The sequence below is a fragment of the Bacillus sp. GW821-FHT11D08 genome (assembly GCF_058808515.1).
Genome location: NZ_JBXARS010000011.1, coordinates 13,151 through 35,156, shown reverse-complemented (window position 1 = coordinate 35,156; position 22,006 = coordinate 13,151). Strand labels below are relative to the sequence as shown.

Here is a 22,006-nt window from a genome sequence, read left to right as displayed (position 1 = left end):
CATCCCCCACCTGTTTTATTCGTTGCTTGTCATTATAAATGAAAGCCCAGATAGGATTTTGTCAAAAGAAGGTAACAATTCCAAAGAACTCTTCGACGCTTTCTCCCTTGTTCCCCTTTCCTTTCGTATTTCCTCCGACATTTCTCAAAAAGTTGTCTAAATATGAAAAAATCGGCTTCTGCAACAGAAGCCGATTCGCTTGATGACCCGTACGGGATTCGAACCCGTGTTACCGCCGTGAAAGGGCGGTGTCTTAACCGCTTGACCAACGGGCCATATATATGGTAGCGGCGGAGGGGATCGAACCCCCGACCTCACGGGTATGAACCGTACGCTCTAGCCAGCTGAGCTACACCGCCATATAGGTGCTTATAAGCACAAGTTATATAATACAAAGGTTTCTTCATTCCGTCAACAGAAACTTTAAAGTTTTAATTTTCTGACTATATGGGTGAATACAAAAAAAGCACCCGCTGGGATAGACGGATGCTCCATGTATTTATAGAAAGCAGCAAGTTATCCTCTTCTTGCTCCGCGCCCTCCACGTTTTGATTCCGTGTTTCGTTTTAAAGATGATAAGCGGTCTTCGCTATCTTTAAGAAACTTGTTCATTTTCTGTTCAAAAGATTCTTTCGGACGGAAATCATTTCTAGGTCTGGCTTGCGGACGGTCTTTAGCTTTTTTAATTGATAAACCAATTTTCCCGTCTTTTTCAACGTTGATGACTTTCACTTCAACTTGATCGCCGACTTTTAAATGCTCGTTAATGTCTTTAACATAATTATCGGCTACCTCACTGATATGAACGAGACCGGTTGAGCCTCCAGGCAATTCAACAAATGCTCCGAAATTTGTAATACCTGTTATTTTCCCTTGCAACTTGCTGCCAACTTCAATCGACATAAAAAAAGTGCTCCTCCTTAGGCTTATAAAAAGATCGTTTGTTTAATTATACCTAAATAAAAATTTAAGTGTCAACAAGGCTACTTGCTCTTCTTTTCTACATTGAAGAGAATCTCACCATTTCCTGACATAAACAAGTCTCTTCTGGCAAGCTCTGTGACGTAATCCTCATCCTTTAATTTGGAAATTTCATCTTTTAAATCAGCCTGTTTCGCGTTCAATTCTTTCACTTGTTTTTCCAGCTGAGCTTTCTTTTCTTCGTTTGCGCTAAGGGAAGAGGTCTGTGACCACAGAGAACCCGCTAAGACAATAGCCGTCAACAACACAAGGGCGCCGAATACGATCAACCGTCTGAAAAGCCCTTTCCGCCTTCTTTTCATAAGCTGGGATTGCCGTTCAACCTGCTCTTTATAGTCGTTTTGGATTTCAGTTATTGTACGTTCTCTAGATAGATTCAAACCAGACGGTCCTCCTTTCACCTTTTCAAAATACGTATCATGGTCGATCTGATTGTTATGATTAGTTTCTTGCTCTTTTGTAAAAATCCTGCACTTTTTTGAAAATATCGTTTGAAAGTAAGACGCCACTTTTCAGGAAGAAGTTTCAATAATTGTTTCAACAGGAAAAACAGCGGATACAGCAAAAACGTTACGATCTTAAAAAGACACTTCGCAAAAAAGGCACTCACCCGATAGGAGTATAAAGAAATAACCGTGATCAGCCCGATGAGCAGCTTAAAGAGCAGAAGCACCGGACGGAACAGCACGTGCTGAATGAGCTTTTTTGCGAATTGGTAAAGAGACACCGCAAGATGAATGGCAAATTTCAGTATTTTTATATACATTCGTTTAAACAGGCTTTGGTACGTCGCAATCCCCAGTAAGACAGCCAAGAAAATGTATACCCTGAGTTCCCCTTCATTCACGTTGAGCAGCACATAGAAAAACAGCAGACCTTGTACAATCCAAAAGAGAATGTCATGAATGAATAACAGCCATCTGGCCGTTTTGGCGCGGCTGACAAACAGCCTGTATGTATCAAGCGACGCTCCGAGCCAGGCGCCCATACCGGTCATTGCCAGCATCGTATAAAATTGGGTGGTCAGCGTCATTTAAACAACTTGCTAAAAAACCCTTTAGCTTTATCCCCTTGCTGCTCGTCTAAATATACAAGGTCAAACACCCTGCCTTTTATAGATACAATCCCTTTTTCCACATCAAGATTTTTCATCTGCAGGTTCTCGCCTCTGACGGAAAGCATTCCCATAACCGTTTCCAGCAAAAACTCTTCGTTGTCAAAACTTTCTACATGCTTGACGCCCGAAATGTCTAAATGCTTTCTCCCTTTCATCGTTACATCATGCTGTTCCGGAACAGAAGAAGAACCTTTTTGCTCATAATATGAATTCATCTATTCAGCCCCCATATCCTCGATACTTTTAGCATTATTACTGCATTGTATGAGACGGGAGCCTTGTTTAGAACAAGCCTATTCGCCGAGTTTTTCTTCCTTGACGATTGTATACATGCCCGCGGCTTCTTCTTTTTTCGTTGTTTCTTTCAATTCGTTTACCTTCACGGTGACAAGCTTCTGGCCGAAGCGGACCGTCAGTTCATCGCCGGCTTTTACGTCTGAGCTGGCTTTCGCCTGATTCCCGTTAACTGTGATTCTCCCTTGATCGGCGACCTCTTTCGCCAATGTGCGGCGTTTAATTAATCTGGATACTTTTAAAAACTTATCAAGTCTCATATCAGAATCTCCTCTCCATTTCTTTTGCTTCATCCCACAATTTGTCCATTTCCTCAAGTGACATTGCGGTCAATTCAAGTCCCTTTGCTGCCGCTTCTTTCTCAATATAAGCAAAGCGTCTGCGGAATTTGTCATTTGTCATGGCGAGCGCTTCCTCAGGCTCAATTTTATAGTATCGGCCGATATTGACCAATGCAAATAAAACATCGCCGAATTCAGCTTTTAAGCTGATTTCATCTGCTGATTCGGCGGAAGCCTCTGCAGAAAATTCCTTCAGCTCTTCATTTACTTTATCCCATATATCCTGAACGTCATCCCAGTCAAAGCCGGTTTTTGAGGCTTTTTTCTGAAGCTTGGCCGCTTTTGCAAGAGAAGGCAGTGTTTTCGGCACGGCATCCAGCAATGAAGTGGATGTTGTTTGCTTTTCCGCCTTTTTGATTTCTTCCCAGTTGGCGACGACATCATGTTCATCCTGAACCTTAACATCCTTAAACACATGCGGGTGCCGTCTGACCATCTTCGCACTGATGTCTCTGATGACATCATCAATTGAGAAATACCCCTCGTCTTCTCCGATCTGGGCGTGCAGCATAACCTGAAGCATGACGTCCCCGAGTTCTTCTATCATGTGATCCGTGTCCTCTTCGTCAATGGCCTCAAGCAGTTCGTAGCATTCCTCAATCATATATTTCTTTAATGACTGGTGTGTCTGCTTTTGATCCCACGGACAGCCGTTCGGCCCGCGAAGCTCGCGAATAATACTTCGGAATGCAGAAAATTCCTGGTAAAGGAGTTCTTCTTTTTTAATCGGCGGAACATACACGCTTGTTAAGTTATTTATTTCTACATTGCGGTCAAGCTCAAACAAAGGCACCTTGGTCATCTTTTCTCCCTTGCTTCCGGCTGCCGTGACGATGACCACTTCATAGTCGTCAGGCAATTTCTCCATAAGCGTCAGCTTCACCTCAGAGGCCGTCATTTGGTCATAAACCTGGCAAATGATCAGGTGATGGCGGAGTTCGAGCTCATCCGGCGTCATTGTTTGCGCATCCGTAAATTGAAACCCTTCAATCGGATCAATTCGCAATGCATTAAAAGTGGCATCCAAAAAGCTTTGCCCTCCGGCAGTATGAACAGCTACCTGTTGTTCTTCCCGGCGTTCAAATAACAGCTGAACGGTTTTCTCAGCGACAAACGGATGCCCGGGCACAGCGTAGACGACATCCTCTTGCTTCGCTTTTTCAAACAGAATGTCCGCGATCTCTTCATAGACCGCTTCAAACTGATCATGTTTTTCATAAATATCATCAAAATACCGGATGTCCGCTTCCGTCTCTTGCTCTAATTCCGGAATCAAAGGGTGGTCTTTCGTTCTTATATATAAATGCTTCGCCTGAGTCAGCAGCTTATGTACGCCCACTGTCAACTGATCCATGTCTCCGGCGCCGAGGCCGACGACCGTAATGTTACCTGCCATGTTTTTCTCTCCTCTTTTTCAATTTGCTTAAAGCACTGCCGAAAGGAAGGCCGCTCAGCTCTTCGTCCGTGAAAATCTTCATTCTTATCATACAATAAATAAACAATAGCCCTCCGATGACTGACGCAGACAGACTCTCACATACAGCTCCGGCCCTGCTGACGGGAACAAATAACTGCCATAGCTTCATATATACGAGCAGAAAGAAGACCATCAGCAGGCTGCACCAGCACAGACGGGCAATCACGCCGCCGATATTCGTCAGCCAGCCCTTCGACCAAATTCTCCGGAGATTCAGGCACGCAACTGCGGCAAATGCCAAGACGGTCGCCAGTGCCGCTCCTGTAATACCCCAGCCGGGGACCAGCCAAACATTCAGCACCCATTTCAGCGCCCCTCCCGCCAAAACGGATACGGCGGGGAAAACGGTATGTCCCGCTCCTTGCAGAATCGCGGCTGCCGTAAGCGCAATCGAGGCAAAAAAGATAGATAAGCTGAATATTTGTAAGGTCTGCGTCCCCTCACTGTTTTGGAAAAGCATGATATTCACCGGCTCTAAAATGCAAAAAAGCCCGGCTGATGCACCGATCCCTACCGCAAGGCAGAGCTTGACGGCTGATGTCGCTTTCTCTTTTATGATAAACGGCTTATTCTCATGCACCGCTTTTGAAATTGAAGGAACCAATGACGCGGCGATACTGACGGCAAACACGGCTCCCAGCTGAAGGAGCGGCTGTCCGCGGTCATATATGCCTTTCAGCTGTTTCGCGGCATGGCTCTCCGTCCCGTCTGAAAGCAGTGAATATAAGTTTAAGGCGTCTACAAGCTGAATCAAAAGCATGAGTACACTGCTGATACAGATGGTGACTGAATAAAGCAGCAGCTTTTTTACAATGACGGCCGTTTCGATATGTCCGCCGTCTTTCTTGGTTTCTTCCCGCTTATACCAGAAAACAGCCAATACACAAAGGGCTGCCAAGCTTCCGGCAATTGATCCCGAGGCCGCCCCCGCACCAGCCGCGTATAATGAACGGCCGCTTTTCAAAAGCCAGAAGGATAAACCGAGAAGCACCGCCACGCGAAGAAGCTGTTCCGTAATCTGGGATAAGGCTGACGGCATCATATCATGCACGCCTTGGAAATACCCCCGGAAAACCGCCGTAAACGGAAACAGTATGAAAGCGAACGCCGCGACCCTTATCAGCATCACAAGGCGGTCGTCACCCATAAAACCGGCCAACGGCGCCGCGCCGGCATACATGAGCGCAAACAGAACAAGTCCGGCCGCCGTGACATAAAGGGCGGAAATTTTCATTATTTTTTGTTTATGATCGCTATAATCGTTCATTAATTTTGAGATGATTACCGGAAAACCGGATGTTGACAGCATGACCGCGATCCCTAAAAACGGATACACCTGCTGATAAATGTAAAATCCGACGTCACCGACAATATTCTGAAAAGGAACCCTGTACACGGCGCTTAATATCTTCGTTACGATACCCGCAACGACGAGCACAAAAGCACCTTTCCATGCCGATTGCCGCTTGGCGCCAACTGAATCGTTCATCCAAAAGCTCCTTCCAGCCGCTAGAAAATTACGTCTATAAAACGAGCTTATTATATCACAATCCTAACGGCCGAACCGATAGAGAGCACATATGAATATGAAAAAGAACAGCACTTGTATAAGAGCTGCTCTTTCTCCGTTTTCTTATTTCAATAATGGTAATAAGACCTACTGCTCCATTTGTCTCGCCAAAAAACTGGCTGCCGTTTCTACCGCTTTATGTTCTACTTCTCCAAGTGCCTGTTCCTTGGAAAAGATGACCACGGCACCGATAGGATCGCCATTTGCCACGATCGGAGCTATTGTATAGGAGCTCATATCTTCATCAATGTCATTAACAAGCTGCGCGGACTTCACGTCGTTTTCTACCACTGAGCTGCGCTGATCCATCGTTTTTTCGAGCAAATCGCTGATGGCTTTGTTCAGAAATTCTTTTTTCGAACTGCCTGAAACGGCAATATACGCGTCACGGTCGCAAATCAAGACGGAATGGCCGAGACTGTCATACAAAGCATCTGCATATTCCTTCGCAAAATCGCCAAGCTCACTGATAGGAGAATACTTTTTCAATATAACTTCTCCGTCGCGGTCAACGAATATTTCAAGCGGGTCTCCTTCCCTGATTCGCAGTGTTCTCCGAATTTCTTTAGGAATGACGACCCGTCCTAGATCATCAATACGACGTACGATACCTGTAGCTTTCATCTCTCTGGTGCCTCTCTTTCATGTGATGATATTTAAGGGAAAGTACTAAAGCTCTTTACTTTATGTAGCTTCCGCCACTCGCTTGAAATTAGTATCCGTCACATCAAATGTAATATACACCAGAGAGTAACAATTTTTATGAAGACGCGATTGTTTCTTTCTTCACATCCTGAAGGCCTTTCAGCATGCCGAGCACGGTCTCCAGCCACTCTTCCGTTTTGCGGCCTTTCGTCTGTACTGAGATTTTCAGCTTTTTCCCTTCCATTCCCAGTCCGATCTGCCGGCCGTATTTATTGCCGAGTTCGAACAATTTCTGACCGTCAATCTGTGCGCTGGCCTCTTCAGAAATGGTAAATCTGATCGCGTCTTTATCCTGCTTGATGAGTTCGACGCGTTCATATTTTCCGTATACCTTCATCTCAGCAACCGTAAACAGCCATTCAACCTCTTTAGGATAGCTGCCGAACCTGTCGATGATTTCATCTTGAAGCTCATTTTTCTCCTCAATTGTGGCGATTGACCTGAAGCGTTTGTACATGTCGATTTTTTGCTTGCCGTCTTGTATATAGTTTTCAGGAATATACGCGTCAAGCTCGATATCAATTTCTGTCTCAAACTGTTCGCTTTTCGGAATATCGCCTTTCCGCTCTTCAATCGCTTCCTTGAGCATTTGCGAGTACAGGTCAAAACCGACTGAGTCGATAAAGCCGTGCTGCTGGGCGCCGAGAAGGTTCCCCGCTCCCCTGATCGTCAAGTCACGCATGGCGATTTTAAAGCCTGATCCCAGCTCGGTAAATTCTTTAATCGCCTGCAGCCGTTTTTCCGCCACCTCAGTGAGCACTTTGTCTCTGCGGTACGTAAAATACGCATAAGCGACGCGGTTGGAACGGCCGACCCGTCCTCTCAGCTGATACAGCTGAGACAGCCCCATTTTGTCTCCGTCGAACACAATCAAGGTATTGACATTTGGTATATCTACGCCTGTCTCAATAATAGTCGTGCTGACAAGGACGTCTGATTCCCCTTCCAGAAAATTGAGCATGACGCTTTCCAATTCATTTTCGGTCATTTTTCCGTGGGCATATGCCACTTTCGCATCGGGAACAAGCATGGAAATTTCATCAGCCTTCCGCTCGATGTCATCCACGCGGTTGTACAAGAAATATACCTGTCCTCCGCGCGCCAGTTCTCTTTCGATGGCTTCCCGCACAAGCGCGCCGTTGTATTCCACGACATATGTCTGAACAGGGAAACGGTTTTCCGGCGGCGTTTCAATAACAGATAAGTCCCGCACACCGAGCATGGACATATGAAGCGTGCGCGGTATCGGCGTCGCTGTAAGAGTCAGCACATCGACATTGGCTTTGATCTGTTTGATTTTTTCCTTATGCGTTACGCCAAAGCGCTGCTCTTCATCAATGATGAGCAAGCCGAGATCTTTATAGACGACGTCTTTAGATAAGAGCCTGTGGGTTCCGATTACGATGTCTACCGTTCCGTTTTTCAGGCCTTTAATCGTTTCATTGGATTCTTTTCTCGTTCTGAATCGGCTGAGAAGACCGATGTTAATCGGATAGTCCTGGAAACGCTCCATAATGGTTTCATAATGCTGCTGCGCGAGTATTGTCGTCGGCACAAGAAGCGCGACCTGCTTTCCGTCTGCGATCGCTTTAAAGGCCGCCCGGATGGCTACCTCCGTCTTCCCGTAACCCACATCACCGCAAAGCAAACGGTCCATCGGGCGCTCTCTTTCCATATCCTTTTTAATCTCCTGAATGGAACGGAGCTGGTCCTCTGTTTCCTGATAAGGGAAAGCAGATTCGAACTGCCGCTGCATTTCATGATCCGGCGAGAACGCATAGCCCTTGCTTGCTTCCCGTTCCGCATAAAGCTTAATCAGATCATCGGCAATATCCTGAACGGAGTTTTCAACTTTTTTCTTCACCCGTTTCCATTCACTGCCGCCCAGTTTATAAAGCTTCGGTTCTTTTCCTTCAGAGCCGACGTACTTCTGCACCTGGTCGATTTGTTCTACAGGGACGTACAGCTTATCGCTGCCCTGATAATGAATGTTGAGGTAATCTTTATGAATGCCTTTGATTTCTAGTGTTTCGATCCCCAAATACTTACCGATCCCGTGGTTGACGTGGACGACATAGTCACCGACCTGAAGCTCGGAATAGCTTTTGATCCGTTCGGCATTTGTCAGCTTCTGCTTTCTCGGCTTTTTCTTGATTCGGTTTTTGAACAGCTCTTCCTCCGTAATGACGGCCAGCTTCATCAGCGGCAGTTCAAAACCGGATTGCAGCTCGCCTTCCATGACATAGACCTGTCCTTGCACAAGCGCTTTGGAGCTGTCCGTTTTTGCGGCTTCAATTTCGTAATCAGCCAGCACGGATGCCAATCTGTCGGTTCTGTCCTTATTTGCGCCTAAAAAGACAACGGTGAAGTTTGATTTCTTAAAGCGCTCCATTTCACCTGCGAGCACATTCATCTGCCCGTGAAAACTCTGCATCTGCCGGCTTGTCACATTCACGATATTCTGAGGGCTTGTATGCTGGACATGACGCAAAAATAATGAATAATAAATAGCCGGGCGCCGCTTTTCGCTCATAAGCTCCTGAAAGCTGAAGGATAAATGAATGTCATGCAGAATTTTCCCTTCCTCGAGCAGACTTGTCATAAATTCGGCCTCTTCTTTTTGCAGCTGATCCTCCATTTCATGAATGCGGCTGACCTCGTCTAACAGTAACAACGTGTCTGCCGGTGTATAATCTAGCAAACTAGCAGGTTTTTCGTAAAAGTACGAGAGATACTTCACAAGTTCCTGATCAGTCTGTCCCGTTGATAACCGTTCTTTATCATGTGAGATATTGATATGAAGCATTTCCTTTTGTTTGTCCTGCTTCAGCTTTTTCAGACTGTCGGCAAGCCCTTTATCGAGCCTTTCCATCGCCCGGGCTTTTTCTTCCGCCCTGATGATCAATTCCTTCGCCGGTCCGATCGCCACATGTTTGAGCGTCTCAATTGATCTCTGGTCATCAGAATTGAAGCTTCTGATGGAATCGACCTCCGTATCAAACAGTTCAATTCGCACCGGATGCTCCGACGTCAGCGGATAAATGTCGATAATTCCGCCGCGAATACTGAATTCACCGGGTGCAGAAACCATATCGGAACGCTCATACCCCACCTCTACAAGGCGCGCGGACAGCTGATCCGGTTCTATTTCGTCTCCGAGTGAAATGACGAGCTGGCTGCTTTTCCACAGCTCCTTCGGCGGAAGCATTCTTCTCACTGCCGCAACGGGCGCCACAACGACCGGCGCTTCTCCGTTTGTTAATCTATTAATGACATCAAGCCGCTGAGCGCGCAGTTCAGGGCTCGCTACCGCAATTTCTGAAGAAATCAATTCATTCACGGGGTATAAAAAAACAGATTGATCCCCGAGAAGCGCCGTCAGATCTTCCGTCACTTTTTGGGCCTGATATAAATTATGGGTGATAAAGAAAATCGGCCTTTTCGTTTCCTGTGCAAGGGCGGAGGTAAAAACAGAACGCGCGGAACCTGACAGACCCGCAAGCAGCTGTTCCTTCAGCCCCTCATGTAAACCGTTGACAATGGATTTAAAATCATCGCTTTCTTTAATAAAGGTTTGAATGTTGTCCATATGGGCCCTCCTCTCTATTTTCTGCAAGAACAGAAAAACGCTTTGGTCTAGAATCTACACCAAAGCTTCTTATTGAATAAATGTGTTGTGTTCATGGTAGTGCGGATTGCGCTCCAGCGCCTCTTGGCAGTCTTCACAAATTGTAAGAACATGGACATCTCCATTGTCTTTATATGAAATCATATCGTTTCTTTCCTCATTTGTTAAGTGCTGAAATCCAAGTGACTGTGTCGGCACCGTCGAATATTCCAGGCTCCCTACCTTAAAGCCGCAGTGGCGGCAGAAATAATGCAAAGCCATACGTTGGACCTCCTGATGTGAAAAAATCATTTTTCCCTAGTATGGTCTCCCATTATTTATCTTATACATTTGCATTAAATTCGTTCATGACTTCTAAAAATGGTTTCGTTAAGGAAGCTTCGCAGGCCTTTACGGTTTTTGAGACGGCATCATTGATATGCGGCGCTTCTTCCTTCGTAAAAGCTCCCAGTACATAGTCAACGACTTTCATTCCGTTGACGGGGCGGCCGATTCCGATTCTGACCCGGTCAAATTCAGGGGTTCCGAGGTGCTGTATAAGCGATTTAATTCCGTTATGTCCGCCTGCGCTCCCCTTCGTCCGGAGCCTGATTTTCCCCGTCGGAAGATCAAGGTCATCGTATATGACTTTCAGATCTTCATGATCGGCATCATAATAATCCAGTAGCGGCCGCAAACATTCCCCTGATAAATTCATATATGTAAGCGGTTTAACAAGTAGAACTTTTTTTCCGGAAACAAACCCCATTCCGTAAAGTCCGTTGAATTTCGTTTTATTCAATTCAATATTCCATTCTTTAGAAAGCTCGTCAATGGCCATAAAGCCGACATTATGTCTCGTGTTCTCGTAGGTTTTCCCGGGGTTACCGAGACCGGCAATCACAAGCATCGTAAATCCTCCCTCAACATCGCTGTAATTCTTCTCATTCTAGCACAAAAGACGTAACCTCGGGCGGGTTACGTCTTAAAGCGCTTATTGATTTTCTCCTTCGGGCTCTTCCCCAGGAGACGGTTCTGCATCTTCTTCGAATGCTTCCTGCTTAGGAGGAAGGATGGAAGCCACGACTTCTTCCGGATCGTTTGTAAATGTATAATTGCCGTCAGCAGTCAGATCTGCGATGGTCAGCACATCATTCATCTCAAGTCCTGAAATATCAACATTGATTGTCTGAGGGATGTCCTTCGGTCTGGCCTTAATCGAAAGCTCATGCAGCGGCTGCTGGATGACGCCTCCGTCTTTGACTCCCTTCGCCTCTCCCGTCAGCTGAATCGGCACCTCGGCCTCCAGCTCCTCACTCATATTCACGACTTGAAAATCGGCGTGCGTCAATTCGTTTTTGAGCGGGTCTGTCTGAAGATCAGTCACCATAACCGATTGCTGATTTCCGTTGACATCAATTGTGATAATCGTGTTTTTTCCTTCGTCCCGCAATGTTTTAAGCAATTCGACACTGTCTAAAGAGACAGGCGTATTCGTTGTTTCTTTACCGTATATAATCCCTGGAACATGTCCTGAATGACGGATTTTCCGAAGCGTCGAACGTTTAAAATCGGTTCTTTCATTTGCTTTTAAAGTTGCCATATTCAGCACCATCCTAATTATCGTTTTATCGTCCTATTAGAACAATACCCACAATAACTGGGATTTAAACCTTAAAGTTTCGGTTTAGCTGAATAAATAGCTGACAGATTGTTTCTCGTGAACGCGGATAATCGCTTCAGCCAGAAGCGGTCCGACAGAAAGCTGCTTAAAGCGTTCGATTTTTTTCTCATCAGGAAGCTTAATGCTGTTCGTTACGACAAGCTCCTTGATTTTAGAGTTATTGATCCGCTCAACGGCAGGGCCTGACAGTACAGGGTGCGTACAGCATGCATACACTTCTGCAGCTCCGTTTTCAACCAGCGCGTTAGCGGCAAGTGTGATTGTGCCGGCCGTATCAATAATATCATCGATCAGAATCGCTGTTTTACCTTCCACGTTACCGACGATGTTCATCACTTCTACCTCATTCGGTCTAGGACGGCGTTTGTCGATAATCGCGATCGGCGCTTTCAGACGGTCCGCAAGTTTGCGGGCGCGCGTCACACCGCCGTGGTCAGGAGAAACAATAACGATATCTTTCAAGTCTTTACCTTCAAAGTAATGGCCTAAAATCGGAACACCCATTAAGTGGTCAATCGGAATATCAAAGAAACCTTGAATTTGCGGCGCGTGTAAATCAAGCGCGATCACGCGTGTCGCACCCGCTGTTTCAAGCAGGTTTGCAAAAAGTTTTGCCGTAATCGGTTCACGTGATCTTGCTTTTCTGTCCTGGCGCGCATAACCGTAGTACGGAATGACAATGTTGATTGTTTTCGCGGAAGCGCGCTTTAAAGCGTCAACCATAATCAGCAATTCCATGATGTGCTCGTTGACCGGCGCACTTGTAGACTGAATGATATAGCAATCACAGCCGCGAATACTTTCTTCTATGTTGATCTGGACCTCTCCGTCACTGAATCTTGTAACAGAGCACTTTCCTAATTGAACCCCTACATTATCCGCGATTTCTTTTGCAAGTTCTGGATTTGAATTCAAAGAAAAAATCTTTAAATTCTTATCTCCGTATTCGTTAGACATGGTAAACCTCCGATTTTAGGATTATTTTTTATGAATGTTTTTCACATAATCTTCTTTATTTACTTGTCTTGCTCTGGCAATGGCAAGCGCTTCGCCCGGCACATCTTCAGTTACGGTTGAACCCGCAGCGACGTACGCGCCTTCTCCCACTGTAACAGGAGCGACCAGATTGGAGTTGCAGCCAATAAAGGCGCCGTCTTCAATTTTGGTTAAATACTTTTTCTTCCCATCATAATTGACCGTGATGGAGCCGCAGCCCAGATTCACATCCGTGCCCACTTCGGCATCACCGATATAGCTTAGATGAGATGCTTTGCTTCGGTCGCCGAATTGTGTTTTCTTGATTTCAACAAAGTTTCCGATCTTCACTTCATTGCCGATTGCGGAATCGGGTCTGATGTGAGCAAAAGGACCGATATTTACATCATTCCCAACTTTGCTGCGATTGACAACGGATTGTTTAATCACAGTGCGGCTGCCGATTGAGCTGTCCTCTATCTCAGTGTGGGGGCCGATGACGCATTCATCGCCGATTTCAGCTTGTCCCTTTAACACAGTTCCGGGATAAATAACTGTATCTTGTCCGATACGTGCGTCAGGTGAGATGTACGTATTCATCGGATCGATTAAAGTGACTCCGTTCTGCATATGCCGTTTGTTAATACGCTCTTTCATATACATTTCAGCCTGAGAAAGAGCGACTCTATCATTCACTCCGAGCGTCTCTTGGAAGTTACCAGTCTGGTAAGCGGCAACAGTTTCGCCTTCGTCTTTGAGGATTTCGATCACATCCGGCAGATAATACTCGCCTTGGGCATTTTCATTCGAAACCTGTTCGATGACACGAAAAAGAGCCTCGTTATCAAAACAGTACGTTCCCGTGTTAATTTCTTTCACAAGACGTTCTTGCTCCGAAGCATCCTTGTGCTCCACGATTTTTTGAACGGCGCCGTCTTCACTGCGGATGATTCTTCCGTATCCGGCGGGATCGTCGGCAACGGCCGTTAACACCGTGGCTTTTGCACCTTTGTCTGTATGTTCATTCAGCATGGCTTCCATCGTCTCCGCCGTCAGAAGCGGTGTATCGCCGCAAATAACGATCGTGACACCCTTTTCTCCGTGAAGAAATGGTTTTGCCTGTTTGACCGCGTGAGCCGTACCGAGCTGTTCTGCTTGGAGAGCGTAATCGCTTTTCTGTCCGAGCTGCTTCTTCACATCTTCGGCGCCGTGTCCTACGATGGTGACAAGCTTCGCTAAAGATAATTTCAGAGCTTCGTCTGCGACGTGCTCTACCATAGGCTTTCCGCATACCGGATGAAGGACCTTGTAAAGCTTCGATTTCATTCTCGTTCCTTTTCCGGCAGCTAAAATCACTGCAAACCGCTTATCCATTTAATGGCCTCCAATATCCCTTTTATCCATAGAAAAATATATCCTAAATAGCTGTTGATTTCAAGAAGACATCAAAAAGTGCAAGAATTTTCTATGTAATCGCTTTATTACTGAAAAATCAGATTTAAAAAAGGACTGCCGGAAAAGGCCTTGTGTCAGCCTTTATCAGCAGTCCTTACATTTTGTTATGTTTAAGAAGCCCCGGCTTCTTCATATTCTAATGCTTCAGAATCACCCAAACGATGATACTCATTTAAAACAGCATCCTGGATCTTGCCCCGCGTGCTGGAATTAATAGGATGAGCAATATCGCGGAATTCTCCATCAGGGGTGCGTTTACTCGGCATCGCAACGAAAAGACCATTGTTTCCATCAATCACACGAATATCATGTACGACAAATTCGTGATCCAGCGTGATGGATGCAATCGCTCTCATGCGACCATCGGTATTCACGCGGCGTAATCTTACGTCAGTAACTTCCACAGTAGTTCACCACCTTTTCCCTATATAAAAGCATTAGTCTAACAATTCCACGATTCTTTTTAAATTCCTGCACGTTTCAAAAAGTTTTTTTGAAAATATAGGATATACATACACAATTAGGTGATAAACCATATTTGGGGATCATATACTGCATAAAAAAAGTGATCCCGGAGACCGGAACCACTTTTCTGAGATTTAAGATTTCACCAGCGCAATGACTTCAATTTCCACGAGAGCGTCTTTCGGCAGTCTCGCCACTTCCACACAAGACCTTGCCGGCTTATGTACATCAAAGTATTGTCCGTACACTTCATTCACTTCCGCAAACTGCTCCATATCAGCAATAAACACCGTTGCTTTGACAACCGTCTCGAGAGAAGCGCCCGCTTCTTTCAGCACAGCTTTTAAATTGCTGAACACCTGATGCGTTTGTTCTGTGATATCACCGTTTACCATTTCTCCTTCAGCAGTAAGAGGAATCTGGCCTGAGCTGTAAAACATGTTGTTTACGATGATTCCCTGTGAATATGGCCCGATCGCTGCCGGCGCGTGTTTTGTATGGATTGCTTTTGTCATTTTTCTGTCTCCCCATTCTTTAAATGCTGTTCTTTAAAAAATCGCAGAAAATTGCCGTTTTGAATCTCAATCGTTTTGTCTTTCATATTGATGGTTGAAAGCGTGAGCAGTGACATGTATTCATCGACAAGCCGTTCGTTCACTCCCTCGGCTTCAACCAAGACGCCTATTCCCGCAACGTTTGCATTAAACTCATCAAGCAGGCTGATCATGCCGTTAATGGTGCCGCCGGCTTTCATAAAATCGTCAATAATCAAAACGTTCGAACCCGTAGCCAAACTTCTTTTCGCAAGCGACATCGTTTGAATGCGGTTAGATGACCCTGATACATAATTGATGCTCACCGTGGAGCCTTCCGTCACTTTATTGTCTTTTCGCACGATGACAACCGGAACGTTCAGATAACTGGCCGCTGCGTAAGCAAGAGGGATTCCTTTTGTCGCAACGGTCATCACCACATCAATCTCCCGCTCCGCAAAAACGGAAGCAAAAAGCCTGCCTACATGAGAGAGGACAGATGGTTTTCCTAAGATATCCGTTAAATATACATAACCGCCCGGAAGGATACGCTCAGGATTTACTAAAGACTGTCCCAGCTCCTGTATAAATGCTTCTGCTTCAGCCTGTTTCACTTTCGGAATGTATTTGACGCCTCCGGCAGCTCCCGGCACTGTAAGCAGCGTCCCAATGCCTTGCTGTTCAAAGGTCTGTTTAATAATCGTTAAATCTTCACTGATTGATGACTTTGCTGATTGATACCGTTCTGAGAAAAACGTTAACGGTATTAATTCATGCGGATGGGTTAACAAATAATTTGTTAAGTCCACCAATCTGCCGCTGCGACGAAACTTCATGAACTTACCCCCAAAATCCGAATAATTTAAAAATAATATAACTTAACATACGGATTTAATCAAGAGCATTCTGTTCGCCGATCATCCGCACCGCGTACACTTGATCACAGAAACCTCTTAACCCGTTATAAATCCGCTGCACCTTCGATTCGTATTGAACCAAACCGAATACAGTCGGTCCGCTTCCGCTCATTAACACCGCATCAGCGCCGAAGCGTTTCATTTGATTTTTAATCATCGCCACCTCGGGATGGAGGCTGAGCGTAACCGACTCCAATACGTTTCCTAATTGTCCGCATACCTTTTGGAAGCTTTTTTCTTCAATCGCGTCAATCATCGCCTGCACATCAGGATGCCGAACCTGCTTTAAGTTCAGCCGGCGGTACACTTCGGCAGTCGACACCCCGATCGTCGGTTTGGCGAGCACGACCCAGCAATGAGGCGGAGCACTGATGTGCCTGATCTTCTCACCGCGTCCGGTTGCCAGGGCAGTGCCTCCGTATACACAGAAGGACACGTCTGAACCGATTTCAGCTCCAAGCTCTGCAAGCTCTTCGACAGAAAGCTTTAAATCCCAAAGCCTGTTCAGCCCTCTGAGCGTGGCTGCCGCATCACTGCTTCCGCCGGCAAGCCCTGCCGCTACAGGGATCACTTTTGTAATCATAATGGAAACGCCTTTTTTAACTTGAAACCGTTCTTTAAGCAGTTTGGCTGCCTGATAAGCCAGATTCCTTTGATCATCCGGAACAAAGCGATTATGCGACGCCACTCTGATAACGTTTTCGGGCAGTTCTGTCAGTTCAATCCGATCTGCCAAATCAATTGTCGTCATGATCATCTCCACTTCGTGATAACCATCCGGGCGTTTACTCGTCACATCGAGGGACAGATTGATTTTGGCCGGCGCTTTTTCTAAAATACGCATAGCTTTCACCTACTTCTCCATCTAAACATAAGTATGAACATTGTATCACATTTGGAGACCCGGAGGTACTTATCCGAAATTGACGCCGGTTTTGACAGCCGATAGAAAAAACCGGGGAACGGATTGTCCCCCGGGCCACTGCATTATCGGTTATTTTGGTTCTGAGCCGCCATCTGCTGTTCGGCAATCTCAATCGCGCGTTTTACCATATTCCCGGCGTCACGCGCCCGAATGCCTCCCCAGCCCTCGTTTTTCACCGTATCGTAAAAACCAAGGTCCTTCGCCAGCTCATATTTGAACTCATCTGACATAACTCCACGACGTCTGCCCAAACGAAACAACCCCTTTTATAGAATTGATCACCATTCGTGCACGCCACGATAAAACATGTGACACTTATAGCTTCCGTTTAATCGGCTGAAACTTTCGAGGGAATAATTAGAAGAGCTTTAGAAGGCAAAACAAAAAGCAGTAAACAAAAGGTTCACTGCCCATTAAAATGCTACTGAGCTTGCCGCATCGTCATTGAATGTCAATTCAACAGTCTCAGTCAGAATATCAGCATAACTGTATGAAACTCTTTCAAACGAATTCTCGTCTTGATCTAGTTGTATCACAAAAACAGAAGGGTACGTCTCAGCTAAAATGCCCGAACGCTCAATCGTTTTTCGGCGGCCGCCGTTTGCTTTTAACGTAAGCCGTTTACCTAAATTCCCATCAAGCGATCTTTTTATATCGGACAACGTCTTCGCCATTGCATCCACCTCACTACATTTATTGTACAACAAGAGCCCAATTTTGTCAAATAAAATTTAAATTATATCAACGTTAATAAGTCATTGTCAACAAAATTATTTTGACAAAATTCTATTGATTTCTGCGTTATTTTTCACAAGTTCCGGAAATTTATGTATCAATTTGTAAAATAATTAACCCGCATAGCGAAATATATGCGGGTTTTATCACTCATCCATTTGATTTATACGGCATACCGACACGCAGCACACCCTTCGTTTCAATTCCTCCCAGCCCTTTCTCTCTCGTCAGCGTATTTCTCAGGACATCCCATACATTGATCCGCTCCATAAACGGAGTGAAGCTGATTTTCGCGACAATATATACCGGGTCAAGCGCGTGGATATTGACGCGTGACGGAGAACTTGCGAAATTCGCGCCCGCTCTGATTAAAGACTCGAAATGAGATTGGCAGGCACCCGCGAATATGACCAGCTGATCCAAATGAGGGACTTTACGCCTCGCTCTTTGAACGGTTTCGACAAAGTGTTTGGAATGCCTGTAGGCGCTTAAATCGTTCACGCCTCCCTTATGCTTGGAATATGCATCATGGCCGGTGATGACTAAAATATCCGGCCTGTATTTATCAAGCAGCTCGTCAATTGATGCCGGCATTTTTTTCTCATGGCAATGAATTCCGTATACCGGCACACCGATTTTTTCATAAAAGTTCAGGCACTTTTTCAAATAGGCCTCATCGCCGTCCAGATGCAATACCTTTCCGGGCATATGAAAGTAGTGCTCCTGATGCTGATATTGATTTGTCGCATAATATTCCTGTTTTTCCCGAAGCAGCTTATAATCCTGGCGGAGCAGCTCGAGAGATTCATTCATCCTGCTTTCATCTCTTTTCTTTCTCATGGCCTGTTCGTCTTTTCTGACAGGCTCCAAATCAGAAAAATCAGCATCCGCAATCAATCTGACTTCGTCACCATGCAGGATGGCAATTGAATTTCCGTTGCTTGTTTGTTCTATACCGATAATGCGAAATAAAACATCCATTTGATAGGATTTCCTGGCTACCATATCTCCTATTTGAAATTGCACGTTACCCACTCCACAAATAGACTAAGCCTCATCATGAAAGAAGTCTTGGCAAATACACCTCTTTCCGCTGCGGCGCTTGATGTTTCAAGCTTTTCTTGCAGTTGAATGAATAAGGTTCTCCTCTAGCCTATGTAGCGGCAGTCCAAGTGGTGACGCAAAACAAAAAGCCCTCTTAGAAAAGGGCTTTATGCAATCCGTTGGACAGGAGCGCGAATTCTTCTATGGACAGGGATTCACCGCGCCGCTTTCCGTCAATATTCGTTTCTTGAAGAACTTCTTCAATTTGAGCTTTTTTCTCTTTTCCGCCCGGAAGATTGTTCACAAGGTTGTTAAGCAAGGTTTTCCGGCGCTGTGCGAAGCTTGCTTTAATCAGCTGGAAGAAAAACGGTTCATTATCGACGTCAACCGCCGGGCCGTCACGAAGCAAGAGACGGATGACGGCAGAATCGACATTAGGCTGAGGCACAAACACCGTTTTCGGGACGGTCATGACGGTTTTGGCCTCCGTATAGAACTGAACCGCAATGGAAAGCGATCCGTACTCCTTAGAGGAAGGATCAGCGGCCATTCGCTCAGCGACCTCTTTTTGCAGCATCACGACAATTCCTTTTAACGGAAGATGTTCTTCCAAAAGCTTCATGATGATCGGCGTCGTCACATAATATGGGAGATTCGCCGTCACCATAATTTCATCACAATCCTGAAACTGCTCTTCAATGACAGATTTGACGTCTGCTTTCAGCACATCTTGATGAATGATCGTTACATTGTCATACGGAGACAGCGTATCATTGAGAATGGGCAGCAGGCGCTGATCAATTTCAAACGCGACGACCTTTTTTGCCCGTTTGGCAAGCTGCTCTGTCAGCGCGCCGATTCCGGGCCCGATTTCAATGACTCCGGTCCGATCCGTAATTTCCGCATGGTCCACAATTCTGTCCAATATATTTGTATCAATTAAGAAATTCTGCCCCAGACTCTTTTTAAAAGAGAAACCGTACTTTTTCAGAATTTCCTTCGTTCTGATAGGTGTCGCGATATCTTTATTGTTCATCCTGTTCCTCCTGCCTCATAGCATCGAGCGCATCAATAAAATCACTTCTTTTGATTTGAAACATTTGCAGCCGTTTTTGAAGCTGCTTGCCGTTTGTATAGCCGATCTTCAGCAGGCCGCCCAATCGTTCGCGGCGTCTTTTGGCAGCCGGTCCGCCGATCAGACCGGCCTGTATGACATCTTCAGCTGAAATCTCACTCGGCTTTGCCTCCATCTCTTCATGCACATTTTCCAGACATGCTCTGATGCTTTCAATGGATGCGTGCTCAACGCCAATGCCGCGCTTGTTTTTCGGTTTGGCAAGATGTTTGGGCAGAAATGCGTGTTTACAGCCGGGTACTGCTTCAGAAATGGTTTTCCGGATCTTTTCCCCCGGAAAATCCGGGTCCGTCAGTACGATGACCCCTCTCGTTTCCTGCGCCAGCCGAATCTGTCTGATGACTTCGTCTCCGATTGCGGAACCGTTTGTCTCGATCGTATCCGCATCAACGGCAAGTTTTATGCGCGCAGTGTCATCGCGTCCCTCGACTACAATAATTTCTTTAATTTTCATTACTTCCTCCAAAAAAACTTTTTATATCCAAAACGAAACCTTTGCTTACATGTCACGTCTAATATACTGAAAATACACTTTACCTATTATAACGAAAAAAACAGAGGGCGCAAAACCCTCTGAGTGAATCGGAATTAATTTAAGATTTTTATTTTGACCTGTTTCTTTCCCCAGCGGTAAGCTGAAGATTTTTCAGGGAAAAAGACATCAATCCGTCTTCCTTTAATGGCTGAGCCTGTATCAGCGGCCACGGCATCCCCGTATCCGTCTACGTGGACTCTTGTGCCGAGCGGAATGACGCTTGGGTCTACCGCAATGACTTTAGCATTCGGATTGCTTGTCAGGTTAACGCCTGTAGCCGTATGGCCGGAACAGCCGCTGCAGCTTGCGGTATAAGCCGTGGAAGACACGGTAATCACTTTACCGGAAGATCCGGTTTCGCCAGAAGATGCCTTCACAGGTGCACTGAGCTGCTCAATCTTGGGACTGTGCCGCTTTGTGCCGACCGCAATGATTTGATCTTTGCTTTTTTCAGATGTTTCTTCTTTAACAAGCTTTCTTGAAACTTCTTTTCCATTTTCTTTGACAACATGAAAATGCTTTTTAAGTTTGCCTTCTTTTCCTTTTTGAACGATCTTTTCTTTCCCGCTGTCGAGAGACGCATCTTCTTTTTCTTTCACTTGATACGCTATTTTTTCCTCAACTACATCGGTGACTTTTTCGATACGAGTGATTTGTATGCCGGCCTGATTTTTTGTGAGCTTTTCGTGTAATGCCGGTTTTACTTTATCTTCGTCTTTCATGTCCATCTTATGCTGCGTTAAAAAGTCAGCGACCGTAGTCGAAGTCGTCCATATTTTCTTTTTCTTTCCCGCATCATTTACAGTGACCCGAAAAGCCGGGTCGACCGTGACTTTCATGCCGTTTGTCACTTTCGTATCTGCTGCTGGATCTATTTTATCGTGCTGATTCACAGGTGTATGCTGTTCATTCAGAAATGCGCCGACTGTTTTTGCCGTTGACCATAAAGTCTTTTCTTCTCCGCCTCTTGTCACACGGATCTGCTTTGCAGCTTCATACACGACATTCATGTTGTCTGCCAATGCTGTCTGCTTAGACGGGGTAATCCGGTCTTCATTTCTCGTCTCTATATGTAAATCTTCCAGAAGTTCCCCAACCGTTTTTGCATGAGTGCGTATTTGCTTTTTCTTGCCGTTGATGGAAACAGAAACTGATTGTTTTGAGAGCTCATGTGCCCCGTATGCAGTCCCGGTTCCGCCCAGCAGAATAATAGCTGCAATAAGAATAACCTTGCTTTTACCAAGCTTTACGGAAAACAGTTTTTTCATTTTTTGTGTGATGAAAAACGCCTCCTTCTCCTCGGAGAGATTATATAGAGTATCTAAAATGCTGTCAACCCTCCCATCTCGAAGATGAAAAACCTTCAGCGTATCCCTCATTATGCAAAAACAAAGCAAAAAAAGGAAGAGAGACATATCGACAACCTATCTTATGAGGAGAAGGAAGCTTGTAGAACCGTTTTACATATCCACTGAATCGGACAAGCCTTTACACGTTACGACAGCGCATTC

24 protein-coding genes and 2 tRNA genes are annotated in these 22,006 nt (G+C 45.5%); all 26 read right to left on the bottom strand.

What is annotated here, in order from left to right; all coding sequences use genetic code 11:
* Positions 1-203: 203 nt before the first annotated feature.
* Positions 204-275, bottom strand: a tRNA-Glu gene (locus tag AC1RRX_RS18280).
* A 7-nt stretch (positions 276-282) separates the two neighbouring features.
* Positions 283-359: transfer RNA gene (locus AC1RRX_RS18275), tRNA-Met, on the bottom strand.
* Between the two features lie 157 nt (positions 360-516).
* Entirely contained in the window at positions 517-903 is a 387-nt protein-coding gene (locus tag AC1RRX_RS18270; protein ID WP_004264630.1) for a S1 domain-containing RNA-binding protein, read from the bottom strand.
* 80 nt (positions 904-983) lie between these two features.
* Positions 984-1,361, bottom strand: coding sequence for a cell division protein DivIC (gene divIC / locus AC1RRX_RS18265; RefSeq protein ID WP_004264632.1), 378 nt, complete (start codon positions 1,359-1,361; stop codon positions 984-986).
* 17 nt (positions 1,362-1,378) lie between these two features.
* On the bottom strand, positions 1,379-2,014 hold the full coding sequence (gene yabQ / locus AC1RRX_RS18260) for a spore cortex biosynthesis protein YabQ (protein WP_007409935.1): 636 nt from the start codon (positions 2,012-2,014) through the stop codon (positions 1,379-1,381).
* Complete coding sequence (gene yabP, locus AC1RRX_RS18255) at positions 2,011-2,313, bottom strand: sporulation protein YabP (protein ID WP_004264638.1); 303 nt, start codon at positions 2,311-2,313, stop codon at positions 2,011-2,013. Before yabP ends, yabQ begins: the two co-directional genes overlap by 4 nt.
* Before the next feature lie 78 nt (positions 2,314-2,391).
* Complete coding sequence (locus AC1RRX_RS18250) at positions 2,392-2,652, bottom strand: RNA-binding S4 domain-containing protein (RefSeq protein WP_007409934.1); 261 nt, start codon at positions 2,650-2,652, stop codon at positions 2,392-2,394.
* A gap of 1 nt (position 2,653) precedes the next feature.
* Complete coding sequence (gene yabN, locus AC1RRX_RS18245) at positions 2,654-4,129, bottom strand: bifunctional methyltransferase/pyrophosphohydrolase YabN (protein WP_144464954.1); 1,476 nt, start codon at positions 4,127-4,129, stop codon at positions 2,654-2,656.
* A complete protein-coding gene (locus tag AC1RRX_RS18240; RefSeq protein ID WP_144464952.1) occupies positions 4,119-5,699 on the bottom strand; it encodes a putative polysaccharide biosynthesis protein in 1,581 nt (526 codons plus the stop codon). Before AC1RRX_RS18240 ends, yabN begins: the two co-directional genes overlap by 11 nt.
* A gap of 168 nt (positions 5,700-5,867) precedes the next feature.
* Entirely contained in the window at positions 5,868-6,404 is a 537-nt protein-coding gene (gene spoVT / locus AC1RRX_RS18235; RefSeq protein WP_004264646.1) for a stage V sporulation protein T, read from the bottom strand.
* Positions 6,405-6,540: 136 nt separating this feature from the next.
* Positions 6,541-10,074, bottom strand: coding sequence for a transcription-repair coupling factor (mfd, locus tag AC1RRX_RS18230; RefSeq protein WP_007409931.1), 3,534 nt, complete (start codon positions 10,072-10,074; stop codon positions 6,541-6,543).
* Positions 10,075-10,143: 69 nt separating this feature from the next.
* Positions 10,144-10,374 carry an anti-sigma-F factor Fin gene (fin, locus tag AC1RRX_RS18225; protein WP_004264650.1) on the bottom strand — a complete coding sequence of 77 codons (231 nt, stop codon included), beginning with the start codon at positions 10,372-10,374 and terminating at the stop codon, positions 10,144-10,146.
* A gap of 61 nt (positions 10,375-10,435) precedes the next feature.
* On the bottom strand, positions 10,436-11,002 hold the full coding sequence (pth, locus tag AC1RRX_RS18220; RefSeq protein WP_004264652.1) for an aminoacyl-tRNA hydrolase: 567 nt from the start codon (positions 11,000-11,002) through the stop codon (positions 10,436-10,438).
* Between the two features lie 84 nt (positions 11,003-11,086).
* Positions 11,087-11,695: a 50S ribosomal protein L25/general stress protein Ctc gene (locus AC1RRX_RS18215; protein ID WP_014416724.1), complete on the bottom strand. Its 609-nt coding sequence runs from the start codon at positions 11,693-11,695 to the stop codon at positions 11,087-11,089.
* 84 nt (positions 11,696-11,779) lie between these two features.
* Positions 11,780-12,733, bottom strand: coding sequence for a ribose-phosphate diphosphokinase (locus AC1RRX_RS18210; RefSeq protein ID WP_007409928.1), 954 nt, complete (start codon positions 12,731-12,733; stop codon positions 11,780-11,782).
* A gap of 21 nt (positions 12,734-12,754) precedes the next feature.
* Entirely contained in the window at positions 12,755-14,125 is a 1,371-nt protein-coding gene (glmU, locus tag AC1RRX_RS18205; protein ID WP_004264658.1) for a bifunctional UDP-N-acetylglucosamine diphosphorylase/glucosamine-1-phosphate N-acetyltransferase GlmU, read from the bottom strand.
* A gap of 191 nt (positions 14,126-14,316) precedes the next feature.
* The gene (gene spoVG, locus AC1RRX_RS18200) at positions 14,317-14,610 is read right to left on the bottom strand and encodes a septation regulator SpoVG (RefSeq protein ID WP_004264660.1); all 294 of its coding nucleotides are present in this window, start codon (positions 14,608-14,610) and stop codon (positions 14,317-14,319) included.
* 195 nt (positions 14,611-14,805) lie between these two features.
* Positions 14,806-15,186: a 2-iminobutanoate/2-iminopropanoate deaminase gene (gene ridA / locus AC1RRX_RS18195; protein ID WP_004264663.1), complete on the bottom strand. Its 381-nt coding sequence runs from the start codon at positions 15,184-15,186 to the stop codon at positions 14,806-14,808.
* Positions 15,183-16,040, bottom strand: coding sequence for a pur operon repressor (purR, locus tag AC1RRX_RS18190; RefSeq protein WP_004264666.1), 858 nt, complete (start codon positions 16,038-16,040; stop codon positions 15,183-15,185). The genes ridA and purR overlap by 4 nt, the downstream gene beginning before the upstream one ends.
* Positions 16,041-16,095: 55 nt before the next feature.
* On the bottom strand, positions 16,096-16,965 hold the full coding sequence (gene ispE / locus AC1RRX_RS18185; RefSeq protein ID WP_144464966.1) for a 4-(cytidine 5'-diphospho)-2-C-methyl-D-erythritol kinase: 870 nt from the start codon (positions 16,963-16,965) through the stop codon (positions 16,096-16,098).
* A gap of 143 nt (positions 16,966-17,108) precedes the next feature.
* Positions 17,109-17,297 carry a small, acid-soluble spore protein, alpha/beta type gene (locus AC1RRX_RS18180; protein WP_011996172.1) on the bottom strand — a complete coding sequence of 63 codons (189 nt, stop codon included), beginning with the start codon at positions 17,295-17,297 and terminating at the stop codon, positions 17,109-17,111.
* A gap of 162 nt (positions 17,298-17,459) precedes the next feature.
* The gene (gene veg, locus AC1RRX_RS18175) at positions 17,460-17,720 is read right to left on the bottom strand and encodes a biofilm formation stimulator Veg (RefSeq protein WP_003218330.1); all 261 of its coding nucleotides are present in this window, start codon (positions 17,718-17,720) and stop codon (positions 17,460-17,462) included.
* Positions 17,721-17,931: 211 nt separating this feature from the next.
* Entirely contained in the window at positions 17,932-18,807 is an 876-nt protein-coding gene (gene yabG / locus AC1RRX_RS18170; RefSeq protein WP_004264691.1) for a sporulation peptidase YabG, read from the bottom strand.
* 172 nt (positions 18,808-18,979) lie between these two features.
* Entirely contained in the window at positions 18,980-19,861 is an 882-nt protein-coding gene (rsmA, locus tag AC1RRX_RS18165; protein WP_004264694.1) for a 16S rRNA (adenine(1518)-N(6)/adenine(1519)-N(6))-dimethyltransferase RsmA, read from the bottom strand.
* Positions 19,851-20,414 (bottom strand): ribonuclease M5, encoded by a 564-nt coding sequence (rnmV, locus tag AC1RRX_RS18160; protein ID WP_094032133.1) that lies wholly within the window; start codon positions 20,412-20,414, stop codon positions 19,851-19,853. Before rnmV ends, rsmA begins: the two co-directional genes overlap by 11 nt.
* 134 nt (positions 20,415-20,548) lie before the next feature.
* Positions 20,549-21,874 carry a resuscitation-promoting factor gene (locus AC1RRX_RS18155; protein ID WP_099686894.1) on the bottom strand — a complete coding sequence of 442 codons (1,326 nt, stop codon included), beginning with the start codon at positions 21,872-21,874 and terminating at the stop codon, positions 20,549-20,551.
* Between the last annotated feature and the right edge of the window lie 132 nt (positions 21,875-22,006).